The organism is Herbiconiux sp., assembly GCF_004297105.1.
GTDB lineage: Bacteria > Actinomycetota > Actinomycetes > Actinomycetales > Microbacteriaceae > Herbiconiux.
The window spans coordinates 400,352-418,314 of the sequence record NZ_SCVE01000018.1; the positions used below are offsets into that span (position 1 = coordinate 400,352).

17 protein-coding genes are annotated in these 17,963 nt (G+C 64.9%); 2 read left to right on the forward strand and 15 right to left on the reverse strand.

All coding sequences use genetic code 11. The annotated features are described in order from the left end of the window. Positions 1-2: 2 nt before the first annotated feature. The 11 genes from EPO52_RS15440 to EPO52_RS15490 all read right to left on the reverse strand — a co-directional run bounded on the left by EPO52_RS15440 (position 3) and on the right by EPO52_RS15490 (position 12,441). Positions 3-1,775 carry a biotin carboxylase N-terminal domain-containing protein gene (locus tag EPO52_RS15440; protein ID WP_290808173.1) on the reverse strand — a complete coding sequence of 591 codons (1,773 nt, stop codon included), beginning with the start codon at positions 1,773-1,775 and terminating at the stop codon, positions 3-5. Between the two features lie 31 nt (positions 1,776-1,806). Beyond that, on the reverse strand, positions 1,807-2,538 hold the full coding sequence (locus tag EPO52_RS15445) for an MBL fold metallo-hydrolase (protein WP_290808176.1): 732 nt from the start codon (positions 2,536-2,538) through the stop codon (positions 1,807-1,809). Positions 2,539-2,577: 39 nt separating this feature from the next. After that, entirely contained in the window at positions 2,578-3,174 is a 597-nt protein-coding gene (locus tag EPO52_RS15450; protein WP_290808179.1) for a CoA pyrophosphatase, read from the reverse strand. After that, the gene (locus EPO52_RS15455; RefSeq protein WP_290808182.1) at positions 3,171-3,899 is read right to left on the reverse strand and encodes an SDR family oxidoreductase; all 729 of its coding nucleotides are present in this window, start codon (positions 3,897-3,899) and stop codon (positions 3,171-3,173) included. The genes EPO52_RS15450 and EPO52_RS15455 overlap by 4 nt, the downstream gene beginning before the upstream one ends. Beyond that, positions 3,896-4,351, reverse strand: coding sequence for a MaoC/PaaZ C-terminal domain-containing protein (locus tag EPO52_RS15460; RefSeq protein ID WP_290808185.1), 456 nt, complete (start codon positions 4,349-4,351; stop codon positions 3,896-3,898). The genes EPO52_RS15455 and EPO52_RS15460 overlap by 4 nt, the downstream gene beginning before the upstream one ends. 2 nt (positions 4,352-4,353) lie before the next feature. Continuing rightward, entirely contained in the window at positions 4,354-4,794 is a 441-nt protein-coding gene (locus EPO52_RS15465; protein ID WP_290808188.1) for an OB-fold domain-containing protein, read from the reverse strand. Then, a complete protein-coding gene (locus EPO52_RS15470) occupies positions 4,795-5,955 on the reverse strand; it encodes a thiolase domain-containing protein (protein ID WP_290808190.1) in 1,161 nt (386 codons plus the stop codon). Between the two features lie 29 nt (positions 5,956-5,984). Then, on the reverse strand, positions 5,985-7,700 hold the full coding sequence (locus tag EPO52_RS15475) for an ABC transporter permease subunit (protein WP_290808193.1): 1,716 nt from the start codon (positions 7,698-7,700) through the stop codon (positions 5,985-5,987). A 59-nt stretch (positions 7,701-7,759) separates the two neighbouring features. Further along, the gene (locus EPO52_RS15480) at positions 7,760-9,334 is read right to left on the reverse strand and encodes an AMP-binding protein (protein WP_290808195.1); all 1,575 of its coding nucleotides are present in this window, start codon (positions 9,332-9,334) and stop codon (positions 7,760-7,762) included. A 1,196-nt stretch (positions 9,335-10,530) separates the two neighbouring features. Continuing rightward, positions 10,531-11,496, reverse strand: coding sequence for an IS481 family transposase (locus tag EPO52_RS15485; protein WP_290808198.1), 966 nt, complete (start codon positions 11,494-11,496; stop codon positions 10,531-10,533). A 105-nt stretch (positions 11,497-11,601) separates the two neighbouring features. Then, positions 11,602-12,441 (reverse strand): IclR family transcriptional regulator C-terminal domain-containing protein, encoded by an 840-nt coding sequence (locus EPO52_RS15490; RefSeq protein WP_290808201.1) that lies wholly within the window; start codon positions 12,439-12,441, stop codon positions 11,602-11,604. A gap of 315 nt (positions 12,442-12,756) precedes the next feature. Between EPO52_RS15490 and EPO52_RS15495 the strand changes: the two genes are divergently transcribed. Next, positions 12,757-13,641 carry a thiamine pyrophosphate-dependent dehydrogenase E1 component subunit alpha gene (locus tag EPO52_RS15495; RefSeq protein WP_290808204.1) on the forward strand — a complete coding sequence of 295 codons (885 nt, stop codon included), beginning with the start codon at positions 12,757-12,759 and terminating at the stop codon, positions 13,639-13,641. Next, positions 13,634-14,620 carry a transketolase C-terminal domain-containing protein gene (locus EPO52_RS15500; RefSeq protein ID WP_290808206.1) on the forward strand — a complete coding sequence of 329 codons (987 nt, stop codon included), beginning with the start codon at positions 13,634-13,636 and terminating at the stop codon, positions 14,618-14,620. Before EPO52_RS15495 ends, EPO52_RS15500 begins: the two co-directional genes overlap by 8 nt. Here the strand turns inward: EPO52_RS15500 and EPO52_RS15505 are convergent. The 4 genes from EPO52_RS15505 to EPO52_RS15520 all read right to left on the reverse strand — a co-directional run bounded on the left by EPO52_RS15505 (position 14,578) and on the right by EPO52_RS15520 (position 17,961). Then, the gene (locus EPO52_RS15505; protein ID WP_290808209.1) at positions 14,578-15,228 is read right to left on the reverse strand and encodes an RraA family protein; all 651 of its coding nucleotides are present in this window, start codon (positions 15,226-15,228) and stop codon (positions 14,578-14,580) included. The two genes, EPO52_RS15500 and EPO52_RS15505, sit on opposite strands and share 43 nt — an antisense overlap. Further along, positions 15,225-16,082 carry an ATP-binding cassette domain-containing protein gene (locus EPO52_RS15510; protein ID WP_290808212.1) on the reverse strand — a complete coding sequence of 286 codons (858 nt, stop codon included), beginning with the start codon at positions 16,080-16,082 and terminating at the stop codon, positions 15,225-15,227. The genes EPO52_RS15505 and EPO52_RS15510 overlap by 4 nt, the downstream gene beginning before the upstream one ends. A gap of 62 nt (positions 16,083-16,144) precedes the next feature. Beyond that, a complete protein-coding gene (locus EPO52_RS15515) occupies positions 16,145-16,729 on the reverse strand; it encodes a hypothetical protein (protein WP_290808215.1) in 585 nt (194 codons plus the stop codon). Further along, a complete protein-coding gene (locus tag EPO52_RS15520; protein WP_290808219.1) occupies positions 16,726-17,961 on the reverse strand; it encodes an aconitase/3-isopropylmalate dehydratase large subunit family protein in 1,236 nt (411 codons plus the stop codon). The genes EPO52_RS15515 and EPO52_RS15520 overlap by 4 nt, the downstream gene beginning before the upstream one ends. Positions 17,962-17,963 lie beyond the last annotated feature (2 nt).

Sequence of the window (17,963 nt, forward strand, 5' to 3'; positions counted from 1 at the left end):
CGTCATCCGTCCCCTTCGAGAAGCACGAGCAGGTCTCCCGAAGTCACGGGCTGCCCGGCGGCGACCTTGACCTCGCGTACCGTACTCGCGGCCGTCGCACGGATTGGGAGCTCCATCTTCATCGCTTCGATCACAAGGAGCACGTCGCCGACACCAACGGCGTCGCCCGGTACGACGTCGACGCGCGTCACCTCCCCGCGCATCGGAGCGACGAAGACGCCGCTGTCAGTGTTGCCCGCCACGGCCCGGCGGCGCTTCGCGCGGGGACGTTGGGGGACAGCCTCAGCGGCCTCGACAGCAAACGCTCCCGGATTTGCGCGCACCGTGGCGCGGCGTCCGTCGACCTCGATCACGAAGGTGTCGAGTGCGAGCGGGGCCGGCGAGGCGATCTCGCCGGAGTCGGCCACCACGCCTTCGGGCGTCCACTCGTTCTCGATCCACTGGGTGTAAACCTCGAACCCACCTTCGTAGCCAGTGAACGCCGGCGTCTCGACGATGGATCGGTGGAACGGGATCAGCGTTGCGATGCCATGCACATGGTATTCCGCCAACGCGCGTCTAGCCCGTTCGAGGGCCTCCTCGCGCGTGCGTCCAGTGACGATGAGCTTTGCGAGCAGCGAGTCGAAGGTGCCGCTGATCTGCGTGCCGGACCCTGCGTCGGTGTCAAGGCGAACACCCTCGCCCTCGGGAGCGATCCAGGCAGTCACCCGCCCCTGACTGGGCAGGAAGCCGGAGAGCGGATCCTCCGCGTTAATGCGGAACTCGATCGCGTGCCCAATGGGCTCCGGATCGGCGTCCAGGCTCAGCCGCTCGCCGCGGGCGATTCGGAACTGCTCGCGCACGAGGTCGATCCCGAACGCCTCTTCCGAGACCGGGTGCTCAACTTGCAGACGGGTATTCACCTCGAGGAAGGTGGAGCGGCCGTCCGGCGACACTAGGAACTCGACGGTTCCCGCCCCGACGTAGCCTACCTCACGGAAGATGCGGCGCGATCCCTCGACGAGGTCGGCCCGGATGCCTGCGTCGAGGTACGGCGCGGGCGCCTCCTCGATCACTTTCTGATTGCGCCGCTGCAGCGAGCAGTCGCGCGTGCCGACGACCACAACGTTACCGTGCTCATCGGCGATGACCTGCGTCTCGACGTGACGGGGGCGATCAAGGAACACCTCGACGAAGCACTCTTCGCGGCCGAATGCCGTGCGGGCCTCGTCGCGGGCGCTCCGCAGCTGCGACTCAACCTCGTTCTCCGAGCGAACAACGCGCAGCCCACGACCACCGCCCCCAAACACCGCTTTGATGGCGATGGGGTACCCGTGCTCGGCGCCGAATGCGGCGACCTGCTCTGCGGACTCCACATAGCCGTCGGTTGACGGCAGCAGGGGGGCATCTGCGGCAGCGGCAGCGGCGCGGGCTGACACTTTGTCACCCAGTCGGTCGATGACTTCGCCACTCGGGCCGATCCAGATGAGCCCCTCCGCGGCCACTCGCCTCGCGAAGTCCGCGTTCTCGGAAAGGAAGCCGTAGCCGGGGTGGATCGCGTTGGCGCCGGAGCGGCGAGCGATGGCGATGAGCTTTTCCGCGTCGAGGTAGGTTTCCGCGGGCGTCTCGCCGTCGAGCGCGTACGCCTCATCCACGAGTTCCAGGAAACCGGCGTTGAAGTCCGAGTCGGCATAAACGCCCACCGAACGGATACCCTCCGCTCGGGCTCCGCGCGCGATCCGCGCGGCGATCTCACCGCGATTCGCGATGAGGACCTTCGTGACATTGTGGTTCATGCTTCTCCTGGGATTCGGGGCCACGGTATGCTCACCGGCCGGTCGACGATGGGAAGAGATGTTCGAGGGCGGCCTGCGTGTTCTGCAGCGCTGCGGGGCGGAGGGCCGGGGCGACTCCGGGATAGCAATGGTCGACGATCCGTTCGGCATCGCGGTGGAGCTGGTCGGCAACCTCACGGACGCGGTCGACGCGGGCTCGGCGATGGGCGAGGTTCCAGCCGAGGACCTCATAAGCGTCCTTACGCGAGCGGCCGTGGCCGGGGTGCACCGCCCGCAGCCCTGGCAGGGCGAGCGCCGTCTCGAGCGAGGTGAGGTAGTCGGTCGCCGAGCCGTCGGGGTAGTCGATCATGGTGGGACCATCGCCGAGCGCGGTATCACCCGTGAAGAGCACGCCGGCCTCCTCGCCCCAAACCATCACCGAGTCGTGGGTATGACCCGGTGTCGGGATCACGCGGAGCTCGCCAAATGAGGTCTCGATGCACCCAGGCAACCCGGTGAAGAGGCTGTGCAACCGCACCTCAGGTTGGCGCAGCGCGACCCGCCACAGATTGCCGAGATGATCGTCGTGGGCGTGTGTGACGATGACGTCGCTCAGGCGCATGTCTCGACGCTCGAGCTCGGCCTCGACAGACGCGAGATGCACTGGGTCGTCGGGTCCCGGGTCGATAAGCACGGCATCCGCGCATCCGGGCGAACCCACGATCCATGAGTTCGTGCCATCCTGGGTGTACTCCGAAGCGTTGGACGCGGTCACGCGGATCACATCGTACGGGCTGGCACTCATCCTCGATCTCCTGCATTCCTACTTCGACGCGAACCGTGGCTCGCTGAACTGTTCGATGTCGGGGGCCGTGCCGGTCGCCCACAGCTCCAGGAACTGGTACACAATCGCACCCGTCGGGGGAAACAGGGCGAACTCTCCGACGCTGCACTGCATGCTGCCGTCGGCGAGTTCGTGGGAACCGACCTCCTCGAGCAGATGCAACCCGTCAATCGGGATTCGGTAAGCCTCGGCGACCTCGTCGGCGCTCGGAACAATCGCCGCCGTCCCCGTCTCGTGCAGCAACACGAACGCCGCGATGACTGTGCCGTTGCGCATCACGAAGTCGTCGAGCCGACCGATGGTCCGCCACCGCGCGTCGCCAATCTCCTCAGCGACCTCGCGGAGGACAGCCTGCTCGGGGGTCTCTCCCGCCTCGATCTTCCCCCCGGGCAAGGCGAATTGCCCTGAGTGGGCCCGCAGCGAGCTCGTTCGCAGTGTGAGCATAAAAGTGGGCTCGCCCACTTCAGCCTCGACAGAGCCCCACTCCACGGCAACCGCGACCGCCGCCCGGGGGCCACCGGCGGCGACCTTCGGAGCGTACCCGGAGATCCGATCGATTGAGGCGGAGAGACTCAATGCTTCGCACCTCCGTCGATCGCGAGGACGTGGCCGTTGACATAACTGCTTCGGTCAGAGATCAGGAAGTCGATCACTTCTGCCACCTCCTCGGGCTGGCCGAAGCGACCGAGCGGGATCGTCGCCAGCCATTCGGCCTTAACGTTCTCGGGGACCTCCCCCAGGATCTGGGTTTCGATCGTGCCCGGGGCCACGGCGTTGCAGCGAATCCCCCGGCGACCCTGCTCGAGAGCGATCGAACGAGTGAGGCCCACGATGCCGGCCTTCGCCGCCGCGTAGTTTGTCTGCCCGAAGTTGCCGTCCTTCGAATCGGAGGACAGGTTGACGATCGCACCTCCCTCGGCCATCAACGGAATGATGTATTTCGCGCCGAGCCAGGCCCCCTTGAGGTTCACGTCGATGACGAAGTCCCACTGCTCCTCGGTCATCTTGAGCATGGTCTTGTCGCGCACGAGACCCGCATTGTTGACGAGGCCCGTGACGGTGCCAGGGAGTTCAGCGAGCTTGGCTGCGATACCCTCCCACCCATCGCGACTTGAGACGTCGAGCGCCATCGTCGTCGCCTGCCCGCCGGCCTCGACGATCGCGGCCGCGGTTTCTGCGGCACCGTGAGTGTTAACGTCGGCGCAGATAATATGCAGTCCGTCCGCGGCGAGCCGCTTCGCTGTCGCCCGTCCGATCCCGGAGCCGGCTCCTGTCACCACGCAGTAGTGGATATCGCTCATGCGTTCTCTCCTGTCTCAGTTCGCCGCGCGACCAGGTAGGTGTCGAGGCCACGCTGTAGCACGACTCCGTCCTGATTGAACAGCTCGGTCTCGATAGCCACAATCCCCCGGGTGGGATTGCTCGATGACGGGCGCGTCTCCATCACCGTCGATACCGCGTGGACGGTGTCCCCCGGATATGCGGGACCGACGAAGTCGCGTGACACCGCGAGGTAGGCGAGGATCTTGAGGTCGTCGAGACCAGGAGACGATAGACCCGAGGTGATCGCCGTCATCAGCAGACCGTGCGCGATCACCGAGCCGAATCCGGTGTTCGCTCTCACCCATGCCTCGTCGACGTGCAGCGGGTTGTGGTCGCCCGAGAGCTTCGCGAACTTCACGATGTCGTCGTTCGTGACGGTGCGCTCGACCGTTTCGAAGCGGTGTCCCAGCTCGAGGTCGTCGAAGTACATCGCTATGCTCCCTCGACCGCGGCGCCCGAACGGGCGGGCCGGAACACCGGGAAGATCGTCTCGCCTCCCAGGGAGCGGAAGTCGACCTCGACGGGCATGTCACAGCGCACCTCGTCGGGATCGATGTCGACAATGCGGGTCGTCATGTGCGGTCCCTCCTCGAGCTTCACGATCGCGAACACGTACGGGCAGTCTTCGCGGAACTCGGGATTCGCGTTGAAGTTGACCACGCTGAACGTGTAAATAGTGCCTCTTCCCGAGGCCTCGACCCACTCGGGCCGCTCGGCGAGCGTACCGGGCGTCAGCCAGCGGGGGTAGAAGAACACCTCGCCGCTCGAGGGCGAGCGCTGAATCAACAGCTTGCGTTCGGCTGCGGCATCCCACCACTCCTTCGAGTAGTCGTCCATCAGCGGCTCGAGCCGGATCTTCTCAGCAGTCATCATTCACACTCCCAGGATCAGCGTCGAATTGGTGGAGAGGTTCGCGCCCGTACCGTTGACGAGAGCGATCTTTGGGTTGTCGAGCTGCACACCCGGGCTGCGGCCCTGCAACTGGCGCACGGCCTCGATGGTCGCGAGCGTGCCGCGTCGCCCCGGGTGGTTCGAGCTCAGGCCGCCGCCATCGGTGTTGAAGGGCAGACTGCCGGTTGGCGCCAGGTTGCCATCCTCGATGAAGGCTCCCGCCTCGCCGGGACCGACGAACCCGAGATTTTCGAGCGCGAGCAGTACCGTCACGGTAAAAGAGTCGTAGAGCTGGGCGACGTCGACCTCGTCGTGCGTAATGCCGGCGCGCTCGAACGCGTCGCGAGCCGAGCGTTGCGCGGCTGTCTTCGTCATGTCGTGCATCTGATTCATCTGGATCTGGCCGATGGCTTCGCCACCGCCGAGCACGTAGACGGGCTGTTTCGTGAATTGCGCAGCGCGCTTGGCGCTCGTAAGCACGATTGCTCCGCCCGAATCGCTGACGACGCAGCAGTCGAACTTGTGCAATGGCGACGAGAGCAACGCGCTGTTCAGCACGTCGTCGACCGTAATCGGGTCTCGGTACATCGCATCAGGGTTACTTGCCGCATTTGCCCGGGCCTGCACCGAGATCTGTGCGAAGTGTTCGGGCTTGGTGCCGAACTCGTGCATGTGGCGCTGAGCGGCGAGCGCGTACGCCGTGATCGTGCTGAGGCCGTAGGGCACCTCCCACTGACCGGGGCCATCGTGGCCGGAGTTGTAGTCAGGCATTGGGAGCAGCGAAGAGCGACCGAGCGCGCCATAGCTGATGACGACCGTCTCGCATAGGCCCGCATTGATCGCCGCGACTGCGTGCGTAATCTGCGACAGGGTGGCTGGACCGCCAACGTCGGAGTTGTCCATCCACTTAGGGGTGATCCCGAGGTACTCAGCCAGCTCGGCGGTCGCAAACTGCCAGGCGGACTCGGTCGCGAGGCCGGCCGCTGTAGCGAAACCGTCGACCTCGTGCGGCTCGATGCCAGCATCCTTCAACGCACCGGCGACGACCTCGGCCTGGATGTAGAAGGGGTGCATACCCGGCGCGCGCCGACGCGGGGATTCGTAGACGCCGACGATGGCGACCGAACCGGAGGGGAAGGTCATGTTCGATTCCTTACTACTTGTGGAGAGACTCACTGGGCGGCCTCGGCCGGGTTCTGAAGCTTCTTGGACTTCCGGGGGAGCTGTCGGATGATGAGCACCAGCGTGACGATGACCACAGGCAGCATGAGCAGCACCGAGATCGCCGGCACCGCGGGCGTCACGCCGCTCTTAATGAGCGAGAAGATCTGCACAGGCAGGGTCGGGTAGCTGCCAGTCTGAAAGTAGGACAGCACGGCCTCATCCCACGAAGTCACAAACGACAGCACGGCAGCCGCCATGAGCGCGGGCACGATGCTTGGCACGACTATGGTCCAGAAGGTGCGGATCCTGGAAATGCCCATCGACCACGCCGCTTCCTCGAGCGCGCGATCCTGGCGATTCAGGGCGTTGGTGATTACGAGCAAGGCGAGCGGATAGGAAATGATCACGTGCAGCGGGATGAGGCCGATGGTGGAGCCAGTCATCCTCAGACCGTTCTGCACGTCGAAGTTGCCGATAGCGAGCAGGATCACGGGGATGACGAGCGGCGCGAAGGAAACCACCATGAGCAGAGACTTCACCCATGGGCGCCGTGTCTGCTGGATGACCCGGGCGACGCCCAGCGCCATGAGGGGCGAGAGTATCGCGACCGAGAGGCCGACAACGAAGCTCTTACTGATCGCGTCGGTCCAGGTGGGGCTCGTGAGGACCTCGCTGAACCAGTCCAGCGTGAACCCCTTCGGTGGGAACTGCACCTGAGAGGTGTCGCCAAAAGCCGTAGGAACCACCACCAGCAGCGGCAAGATCATGAAGGCCATGAGCGCGACAGTGAAGATCCAACTGACCGCCGTGGTTGCGTTCTTCGGGAGCGGTTCCGCCTGAGTCGAGCCCTTGCTGCCCGCTCCCGCGGACGGGATAAAGATCGAGGTGCCTGCGATCCGCATGGCGATCGCGTAGCCGATAAGGCTGACCACCGCAAGCACGATGCCCGTGGCGCTCGCTGATCCCCACTGGTAGATGCCAATCTGCTGCTCGATGTAGACCGGGATGGTCATGTTTTTCGGCCCGCCGAGGATGGCTGGAGTGAGGAAGAAACCGAGGGCGAGCACGAAGACGAGCAGGCTCCCGCTGATCAGGCTCGGCATAATGAGCGGCATGATAATGCGGCGGAAGATCTGCATCCCGCTCGCCCCCATCGTCTTCGCGACGGTCACTAGGCTCTGGTCGATGCCGGTCATGCCCGCATAGAGAATGAGCAGCATGTAAGGCGAGAGGTAGGCAATCATGCCGATGACAACCGCGGGGGTGTTGAACAGTAGTTCTACTCCGTCGCCACCGAAGAACTTGATGATGCCGTTGATGATGCCGTTGCGACCGAGGATCGTCGTGTACGAGAACAGGCGGACCAGGATCGAGACCCAGAACGGGAGGAGCAACACGAGCAGCAGGACTCCGGCCGTGCGTGCCTTGAGCCGCGAGAGCAGGTAGGCCACGGGGAAGGTAAAGATCACCGTGCCGACGGTGGAATAGACGCCGAGCTTCAGCGTCCCCCAAGTGACGTTGCGAAGTACGTCATCGGCGAAGATTGAGGCGTAGTGTTCGAAGGTGAAGCCGTCGGAGAAAGACGCCGTGCCCTCGGGCGTGAAACTGCGTAGCAGGATGCTCCCCATGGGCCAAAGGACGGCCAGACCGATGATGACAATCAGCGGTAGCACGAGCAACCAGCGCGTGAACACAGCGCGCGAGGGCGGACGCTGCCGCTCCATGACAGGGATGCTACCTGTGACAGGAGCAGGGGCAATTCCGTCCCGCAGTTGTGATGTGCTCATCGGCTTGTCCTTTCGATCACAAGCTCCAGCACTTGGTCCTTAAGGACCTTCTGTGAGGGATTGCGCGGCAGGGTTTCGAAAAACTCGACGCGGCGAGGCTTCTTAAATGACGCGATGTGATCACGAGAGAAGTCGATGAGCTCTTCGGCGGTGACGCGGGCACCGGGCTCTAGCACCACTGCTGCGCATACGATCTCGCCGAATTCGTCGTCAGGAAGGCCAACGACAGCGACGTCTGCGACATCCGGCGACAGCCGCAGCGCGTTCTCGATCTCAGCCGGATAAATATTCTGACCTTTCGAGATAATCATGTCCTTGCTGCGACCCGCGAGATAGAGATAGCCCTCTTCATCGATGCGGCCAAGGTCACCCATGCGGCACCAGCCTTCGCGGAAAGTGCTCGCCGTGAGTTCGGGGGCCCGCCAGTAGCCCGAGCTCGTACCGGGGCCGCGCGTCCAGATTTCTCCAGTTTCTCCAAGCGGCAACGGATTGCCTTCGAGGTCGCCGATGTAGAAGGTCTGTGTCGCGGCTGCCTGGCCGACCGAGCCGGGGTGCTCGAGCATCTCCTCGTTCGAGATAACCGACATGAAACCGCTCTCGCTCGAGCCGAAGGCCTGAAGGAAGTGCACGTCGGGTAGCGTGCGCAGGAACTCTTCGATGAGTACCGGCGGCAGGTTCTCCCCGCCCGTGAGCACGAACTTCAGGGACTGCATACTCTTGGTTCGGAGCCGGTATGCGGCAAGAACCGCCTTGATCATCGAGGGATAGATGATGGTGTGCGTCACCTGCCAGCCGTCGATGTGGTCGATCATGCGGTCGGGCGTCCAACCGCGACTCGGCAGGATCGCGACGGTGGCCCCCATGACGAACGTGGGGAGGCTCTGCTCGTTGATTGCGGCCTGGTTGTACATGGGACCGGTGAGCATTGTCACGCTGCGCCGGTCGAAGTGCTCGAAGAGGTAAGCCTGCTGCATGGCGAAGGTCATGACATTGTCGTGGGTGAGCACGACGCCCTTCGGCGTGCCTGTGCTTCCGGAGGTGTAGAGGATCACCTGGATGTCGGTGTCGTGGCTCTCGGCGAGCAGACCGGTCGCGGTGGAGATCCTGTCATAATCCACGCCCGCCTGCTCGTCCTCGAGCTCGACAATGGAACAGCCGGGGAGGTCCGCGTCGACGACCGAGCCTCGCGCAACATCCGCGAGCTCGCGCGCTACGAAGACGGCCTTCGGCTCGCAGTCGGTAAAGACCTTGGTCACCTCGTTGGAGTGCAGGCGGAAGTTGATGGGCACGTAAGTGAGACCGGCGAGCGCGCACGCGAAATAGATGTCGAAGATCTCACCGCGGTTGTACATGAGACCGGCAACTCGATCCCCATCCTGCAGTCCCTGTTCGCGCAACCAGCGGGCGATGTTGAGCGCGCGCTCACGTAGCTGCCTATAGCTGCGCTCCCCGTGCTCCCACAGCACCGCCGTTCGATCCTGCGTTGCTAGATGGCTTGGGCTCTGTGCATCCCCGAGGATCCATTTCACGCTCATCGTCGTTCCACGCTGCGAAGCGGTGAGGCTTTCCATCGACACTCCTTTATGTCCAGATACAGGCGAGCTCATGCACCCGTGCGCCATCATATTATTTCGCACGTTTGTTATAAGTCAAGTCCTCGACGCCGACAAGGGACGAGGCGCAAGAAGCGATCGACCGCCCCGCTGGGTCGAACTCGTATGTCGACTAGGCAGCATGCCGTGGATAGACTCGCGAAGAAAGACCCCTCCAGCAACCAAGTCTTAGCCAGGTGCGTTTCACTTGCGGCAATGGTGAAGGCCAGAATTAGACCCCGCTTCATAGGCAACCCATCAGCGATTTGACAACCCTGATAGAGGATAGAGCGGCTTAGGAGTCGCCCTGGCGACGGGCGGCGTAGCGCCCTTCATACTAGTGCGACCATATTGCGCGCTGTTCATACAATCGCACGAATGCCTAGGGTTCTTGGGCAAGTTACCTTCGAACTAGCACCCCAACAGATCGATGAGGATGTGCATTCGATATGACACAACAGAGTGGTCCGACCACCAGATTCGTCAGCGGCGAAGTGTCGCTCTGGTCGCCAAGCCTGGAGAGCCTACTCCACAACGCACGCTGCCAGATTTCGCCTGCCCGGATCTCAATACTCACTTGACAGCTTTAGGGAAATAGGGCCGTCAGTCACGTGAAGTTAGTCACGTCCGAATCTAGAGTCGCCACCGTAAAGCAGAGGTTCGCGACGCATGGCGTCTGATCGCGAGCGTGTTGTCCATCAGCGCCGACTGAGCTTGGAACGCTGCGAGGCAATCCCCACGCTCAGCTTGACCTCACGTGTTCGATGCTTCGACGCAGAAAGAGTAGGGAATTCGAAACCCGTCACCCATTTGCATGACAGTCAATTTCAGTCGCTCAGGAACTCATGCATCCCGGAGCCAGGTAGCCATCGATGTGTGAACGGCACCTCACCGGCTACCAAGCGCTAATCGCACGCACCTACACAATTCGCCGCTCAATCAGTCCGGCGGCCTACGACTGTGTAAAACTGATGGCCGTTCGTTCCGGCAGCGCGACTCTTTGGAGCGAGTTCGGTGAGCGCTCTATCAGCGTGGGGGACATGGTGTTACTCGGCTCAAATGTGCTGTGCGGACTATGTCCGGAACGGACTGTGACGGTGACAACGATTTACTTGGACACCGATTACGTATTGGATCAACTGCTATGGCAATACGTTGGCACCCTACGGGACCGACTAGATGTAATTCCTCGTGAGGTTGTGAACACGATCTGAGGGTGTCAGCCCTCCGATCCCGGTATGGGGTCGGTGATGATTGTAGTGATGGAGCCAGGCGGCGTAGGTTGCGGCCCTGGCCTCATCACTGCCGTAGACCTCGGCGTACGCCCATTCTTCGCAAAGGGTGCGGTTGAACCGTTCGACCTTGCCATTGGTCTGCGGACGATATGGGCGTGTACGACGATGCTTCACATCCGGCCCGATCGCGGCAGCGAACGCGTGTGAGCGGTAACGGGCCCCGTTATCGGTCATCACCCCGGTTACGCTCACCCCGGCATCGGCGAAGAACGTTCGCGCTCGCTTCCAGAACCCTGCCGCGGTCTCTTTGCGTTCATCGCCGAGGATCTCGGAATAGGCCAGGCGTGAGTAGTCATCGACGGCGTGATGCAGATAGGCGTACCCGCGGCCCTGCTTCTTGTTGTTCTGATTCCCCAGCGTTCTGCCGAGCATGCGATGCCCGCCACCGTCAGGGATCCGGCTGAGCTTCTTGATGTCCACATGCACCAACTCGCCCGGGCGGGTCATCTCGTAACGCGTGGGTCGGACCTTTCGGACCGGGAGGCCAGTCGCCTGATCAATGTGGTCCAGGCGCGGCATTCGGTAACGCTCGAGGACCCGGCTGACGGTCGAGCGCGGGATACCGAGGTGATAGCTGATCCGGTGCGGACCCCAACGGTGGTTGAACCGGAGCGAGATGATCCGGTGCTCGCGTCTTCTCGGGAGACGGTTCGGGGTGGTGTGTGGGCGTGAGGAGCGATCCGTTAGCGGGAGGCGGGCCCGATACCGGGCCGCCCATTTCTGGGCGGTCGCGGGTGAGACTTGGAAGCGTTCGGCTGCACGCCGGATCGGCCAGCCCTCCTCGACGATTACCACGGCGAGACGGCGGCGTCCTTCTGGGGTGAGGGGTGCGTTAGCGTGGGGCATGAAGACCTCCGGTGTAGGGATGCGAGTGTGGTAACCCACATCCTGCCCGGAGGTCTTCGCCTCAGTTCAGGCGTTCACAACGTCCCAGGGAACTACAACTAGGTATCAACGGAGCATTGATCCACGCTGCTTAGCGTAATAGTTGGTCGCCATGATCGCCGTCTCCCGCACCGCGTGGATGAGGGGCATCTGGTCCTGGCGCAGTCGACTCAGGTCGATCGAAATGGTGAATGAACCCTGAGGGCTCATCGGCGAGTCGAAGTAGGGCGCCGAGATGCACCCGACTCCCTCTTGGAACTCCCCCATCTCGAGCGCGTAGCCGCGATTGCGCGTGTTCGCCAGCTCCACGAGCAGATCGTCGTAGTCGTTGACCGTGTGCGGCGTCAGCTTGCTCAGGGCGACCCCGCGGAACATCTTCTCGATGTCGGCCTCGGCGAGGAAGGCCAGGACCGACCGGCACGACGCACGCGCGTGCATGTTGTAGGTGTAGCCCACGGCGAGGCGGTCGATCCGCACCGACCCCTCCATCTCGATGCTCTGCTTCAGCAGAATCTTTCCGTGGTGCCACCCCGACAGATAGGCGGTCGCGTGCGTCTTATTGTGCAGGCGGGCGAGCAGCATCTCGAGCTCGGGCGGCACGGCGGTGGACTGCTGCAGCGAGCGCCCGAGCGACAGGCTGTTCGGCCCCACGTCATATCGGCCTCCCTTGAGCCTCACGACGTGGCCGGTCGCGCGCAGCGTGCGCAGGATGTGATAGATCGTGCCCGGCTTCAGACCGAGGTCATCGCCGATGGATCTGGCGGTCGCGTTACCTCGATCAGCGGCGACCTCCTGCAGCACCTCCAGTCCTCGCACGAGCGTGGTGAGGACGGTCCCTCCCTCCGACTGCTCTCGCTCCGAGGTATCGGCAGCGGGTCGTGCGAAACGAGAGATTTCGTGCAGCATGAGGCATCCCCTCCATGACCGTGCGGCCGATCGGTCGACTTCGTCGGTGACCGCGGTGACTCAAGCGTCTCTCACTTTACGACCAGGCTGCGAAATTCTCACCAAGCACCTCAAATAGTCGCAATTGTGCGGGCAAGGCCTGGTTTCGAGTGGAACCGAGCCATTAAATCGAAACCGATTCTCACGTTCGACTCGACCAGGGAGGGGAGCCGGATGGCCATGACGGTCACGGAACTCGAGGAGCGGCGTCTGACGCACGACCCCCGATTGCAGTACCTGCACGACATGTGGGTCATCAGATACTTCGAAGACCGCGTGAAAGCGCTGAAGGCGGAGGGTGCCATCGCCGGCTCCGTGCACCTGTGCTCTGGCCAGGAGGCGATCTACACGGGGGCCTGCGCGGCGCTGGACCTGCCCCGCGACGCCGTCTTCTGCACGTATCGCGGCCACGGGTGGGCACTCGGGTGCGGAGTATCCGCGTTCGAGATGTTCTCCGAAATGCTGGGGAGGGCGACCGGGACCAACGGCGGTCGTGGAGGTTCCGCCTATCTCTCCAGCCCGTCGCACGGGATGTGGGGCGAGAACTCGATCGTCGGAGCCGGCGCACCCATCGCCGCCGGCGCGGCCCTGGCCGCGCGCTACGACGGGTCCGAGAGGGTCGTGCTGACCGCGTTCGGCGACGGCGCCGTCAATCAGGGGTCGGTGCACGAGGCGCTGAACTTCGCGAGCCTGCTCGCACTCCCCCTGATCGTGCTGGTGGAGAACAACCGGTGGTCGGAACTCACACCGACCGACACCATGGTGACCAACGATCGGTTGTTCAAGCGCGCGTCGGCCTACGGGATCACCAGTGCGCGCATCGACGGAAACAACGTCGTCGCGGTGCAAAAGGCGGTCACCGAGGCCGCGCGCCGCGCCCGTTCCGGTGCCGGTCCGGTGCTCCTCGAAGCGATGACGGAACGGCTGGAGGGCCACTACATCGGCGACGCGCTGACCTACCGCTCTCGCGAGGAGAACGAGCGCATGCACGCCGATGAGCCGCTCGCCCGGCTGACCGCCGAACTCGCGACCTCTCACTCCACGACCGAGCTGGACGACATCCGGCGCGCGGCACTCTCGCTCGTCGAGGAAGCGGCGGCCGCCGCTCTCGCCGCCCCGACCGCGGACCCCGCTACTGCAGAGGAGCACCTCTATGCCTGACCAGATCGCTCGACTGACATACGCACAGGCCGCCAACGCCGCCCTGCGTCGCGCGCTCGACGAGCTGCCGAAGACGCTGTTGTTCGGCGAGGACGTCGCGATCCCGGGCGGCGTGTTCGGCGTCACGAAGGGCCTCCGCAAAGAATTCGGCGATCGGGTGTTCGATACGCCCATCTCGGAGTCCGCCATACTCGGTGGCGCGGTCGGCACCGCGCTGATGGGGCTGCGGCCGATCGTCGAGATCATGTGGGTCGACTTCTCGCTCGTCGCCCTCGATCAGATCATCAACCAGGCCGCCAACGTGCGGTACCTCTCGCGAGGATCGGTCAGCGCCCCGATCACCATCCGCACCCAGCAGGGCACCATGCCGGGCGCCTGCGCGCAGCACTCGCAGAGCCTCGAGGCGCTGTTCTCGCACATCCCCGGTCTGCAGGTCTGCATGCCGGGAAATGCGCAGGACGCGTACGATCTGCTGTGGACCGCGATCAACACCGATGACCCGTGCCTCGTCATCGAGAACCGCACCCTCTATCACGGTGAGCGCACTGAGGTCAGCGTCGGCGGCCCCGCCCTGCCCGTGGGAGCCTCCCGCCTCGTGCGGCCCGGGCGGGACCTGACCATCGTCTCGTGGGGAGCGACCGTGCATCAGTGCGAGCAGGCCGCTGAGGACCTGCTCGCGCACGGCGTCGACGCGGAGATCATCGATCTACGGTGGCTGCGCCCCCTCGACACCGCGACGGTGCTGGAATCGGTCGCGCGCACGGGGCGGCTCCTCGTCGCTCACGAGGCGCATCGCTTCGCGGGGATGGGAGCCGAGGTGGTAGCGACGGTCGCCGAGTCAGGGGTGCACCTGTCGGCCGCGCCCGTGCGCGTGGCGATGCCCGACGCACGGATCCCCGCCGCTCCCACCCTGCTGGCGGCGCTGGTGCCGAACGCTCAGTGGATCAGCTCGGCCGCGGAGCGGCTCGTCGCCGTCTGACCGGCACGACGGCGAGCTTCGGCGAGCACCTCGTCGGCGAAGGCAGCCGGGACGGCGACAGCGCCGTTCCGGTCGGCCACGACAACGTCGCCGGGGCAGACCAGGGCACCCGCGCAGGCGACGGGCACGTTCACCTCACCCGGCCCCTCCTTCGGTGGGCGTCGGATGCACGTGCCGCGCGCCAGTACCGGGAGCCCAGCCTCCTCGATCTCCTCGATGTCCCGCACGCAGCCGTCGATGACCACGCCCGCAAGCCCCTGATCGCGCAGCCGACTCGCCAGAATGCCTCCCAGCACGGCGAACGAGGATACGCCCTGCACATTCACCACGAGCACGTCTCCCTCGCCTGCGAGGTCCATGGCTCGGGTGCGGACGCTCACGGCGCCCGTCGGGGCTGCGACCGTGACGGCCGTCCCCGCGAATCTCGGCATCCCCGCATACGCCGGACGAAGCGCGGAGTCCATCGAGAAAGCGCCGTTCATGGCGTCCGAAAGATCGGTCGACGTGAATGCGCGGAGTCCGGCGACGATCTCCGCGGCCGGGCCGTGCTGGCGGGGGAATTCGCGCATGCCGAGCGGACGACGCTCGATCGGGTGGGTGGAGGTCATTCCTTCTCGACTTTCTTCGGAGCGACGGTGTTCGCCGGGACCGGTAGCCCGGACGCGGATGCGGCAAGCCGCTCGCTGCGAATGCGACGAGCGGTGACGGGGTCGGGGTCGGGACAGGCGAGAACGAGCTCGCGGGTGTACTCTTCGCGGGCGTCGCCGATGACCTCTCGGGCAGTGCCGGTCTCGACGATCCGCCCCTCGAAGACCACCGCCACGCGGTGGCAGACATAACTGATGACGCCGAGGTCGTGGGAGATGAAGATCACCGTGAGGCCGAGATCCCGCTGAAGCTTCTTGAGCAGATTGAGGATCTGCGCCTGCACCGAGACGTCGAGCGCCGAGACGACCTCGTCGCACACGAGCAGCTGCGGCCGCGCCGCGAGCGCTCGCGCGATGGCGACGCGCTGCATCTGGCCACCTGAGAGAGAGGCCGGACGCACGCCGAGATAGTCGGGATTCAATCCCACCTGTTCCAGCAGGTCGATGGCGCGCGCGCGACGCTCGACGGCGCGCATCGCGGGCTCGTGGATGACCAGCGCCTCCTCGACCAGCTGCTGAATGGTCATCCGCGGGTCGAGTGATGCCTGGGGATCCTGATAGACCATCTGCGCGAAGCGACGAAACTTCCGCAGCTCCCGCCGGCTCAGCGACAACACATCCTGACCTCCGACGACGATGGTCCCCTCCCTGGTGGGGGCGAGGCGCAGCACCGCGCGCGCGGTCGTCGTCTTCCCCGATCCCGACTCGCCGACGATGCCGAAGCACTCGCCGGCGTTCACCGTGAACGAGACGCCGTCGACCGATCGGGTGACGCCTCCGCCGCGACGTGGGTACTCCACCACCAGGTCGCGCACGACCACCAGTTCCTCGGTCGTGGGCTGCGTACGCGGCTCGATCTCTGCCTCGCTGATCATGCTCATGCGGTCGGCCTCCTCGCCGTGCGGTTGGCACCACCGGTCGCCGCGGCGGGTGACGCCTGTGGAGGCAGGTAGCCGGCGCGGCGCAGCCGGGCGATGACGCCCCCCGCCGCGACGATCTCCTGCAGCTCGGAATGCATGGGGGCAACGCTCAGGCTCTCCCCGGTCGTGATGTCGGCAACGGTGCCGGTCACGGGATCGATGGTGACGCGGTCGCCCTCGGTCACCATCCGGGTCACCCCTGGGCACGCGACGATCGGGAGCCCCGCATTGATCGCGCTGCGGTAGAACAGGCCATTGACCGAATCCGCGGCGATCCCGGCGATGCCGAGCTCCTGCAGCACGGTCGACACCGGCCGGCCCGACCCCACGCCGAAGTTCTCGCCGGCCACGATCACGTCGCCCGGTCGCACGAGTTCTGCCCATCCCGGACGGTTCGCGCTGAACACGAGCATCGGACGCTCGTGCACGGGCACACGATAAGCGCTGATCGGCAGCATCAGGTCCGTGTTCATGTGGTCGCCGAACATCCAGGCCCGGCCCGTGACGACCACGCTCCTCTCGGGCGCTGACCCGGCGCTCATGAGAGCAACTCCCTCGGATCCGTGATGAAGCCCCGGACGGCCGACGCCGCGACGGTGGCCGACGATCCGAGGTAGATCTGGGCCTCCGCGGACCCCATGCGCCCCTTGAAGTTACGGGTGCTGCTCGTGATGCAGACCTCCCCGTCACCGAGGACCCCGAGATGCGCGCCCCAACAGGCCCCGCACGTCGAGTTGGTGACGATGGCCCCGGCCTCCGTGAGGTCGGAGACCAATCCTTCCCGCACCGCCTCCCGGTACACGTGCTGAGACGCGGGCGTCACTACCAGGCGTACCCCGGGCGCTACGCGTCGACCGCGTACGATCTCGGCGGCCACGCGCAGGTCGCTGAGCTTGCCGTTCGCACAGGAGCCGATGAACGCCTGGTCGATGCGGCGGGTCACGTCCGTGGCCGGCCCGGTGTTGCCGGGAACATACTCCGGCAGCGCGACCATGGGCACGAGTGCACCGAGGTCCAGCTCGCGGATCGCCGCGTACTCGGCGTCGGGATCCGGGTCGGCCGGTTGACCCCGTTCGGCTCCGATGGCGTCGAGATGCGCAGCGGTGACGTCGTCGAAGGGGAACAGCGCGAACTCGGCCCCCACTTCGGCGCACATGGTGGCGATGGTCGCGCGGTCATCCATTGCCAGCGTCGCGACCCCCGGGCCGCCGAACTCGACGTTCTTGTTGGTGTGGTCACCGTAGCGCCCCGCGAAGGCGAGGAAGACGTCCTTGCCGTAGACCCCCGATGCGAGAGCGCCCGTCAAGTCGTACCGCACCGTCGGCGCCACCTCGTACCAGGTACGTCCCGTACAGAGCACCTGCGTCATCTCCAGCCGCCCCAGCCCGCGGCCGGCGGCGTTGAGGGCGCCCGCCGCGCAGGTGTGCGAGTCCGAGCAGGCGATGATGCCTCCGGGGAGCACCAGCGCGTGCTCCAGCACTACCTGGTGCACGATGCCGCTGTCGCGGCCGACGTCGACGAAACTGCGCAGGTCGAATTGCGAGGCGAAGTCGCGAGCCCGGCGCTGACCGTTCGCGTCCGTGACGGTGGGAGCGGGAATCGCGTGGTCGAGGATCACCGACACTCGCTCGGGATGATCCATGCGCAGCGGCAGCGGCTCGGTCATGGTCGCGAACGCCTGATCGAGGTAGATGATGCTGTCGACATCGCAGAAGGCGATGTCGCCGGGGCGGACGGTCGACCCACTCGATCTCGAGAGGATCTTCTCGGTCATGG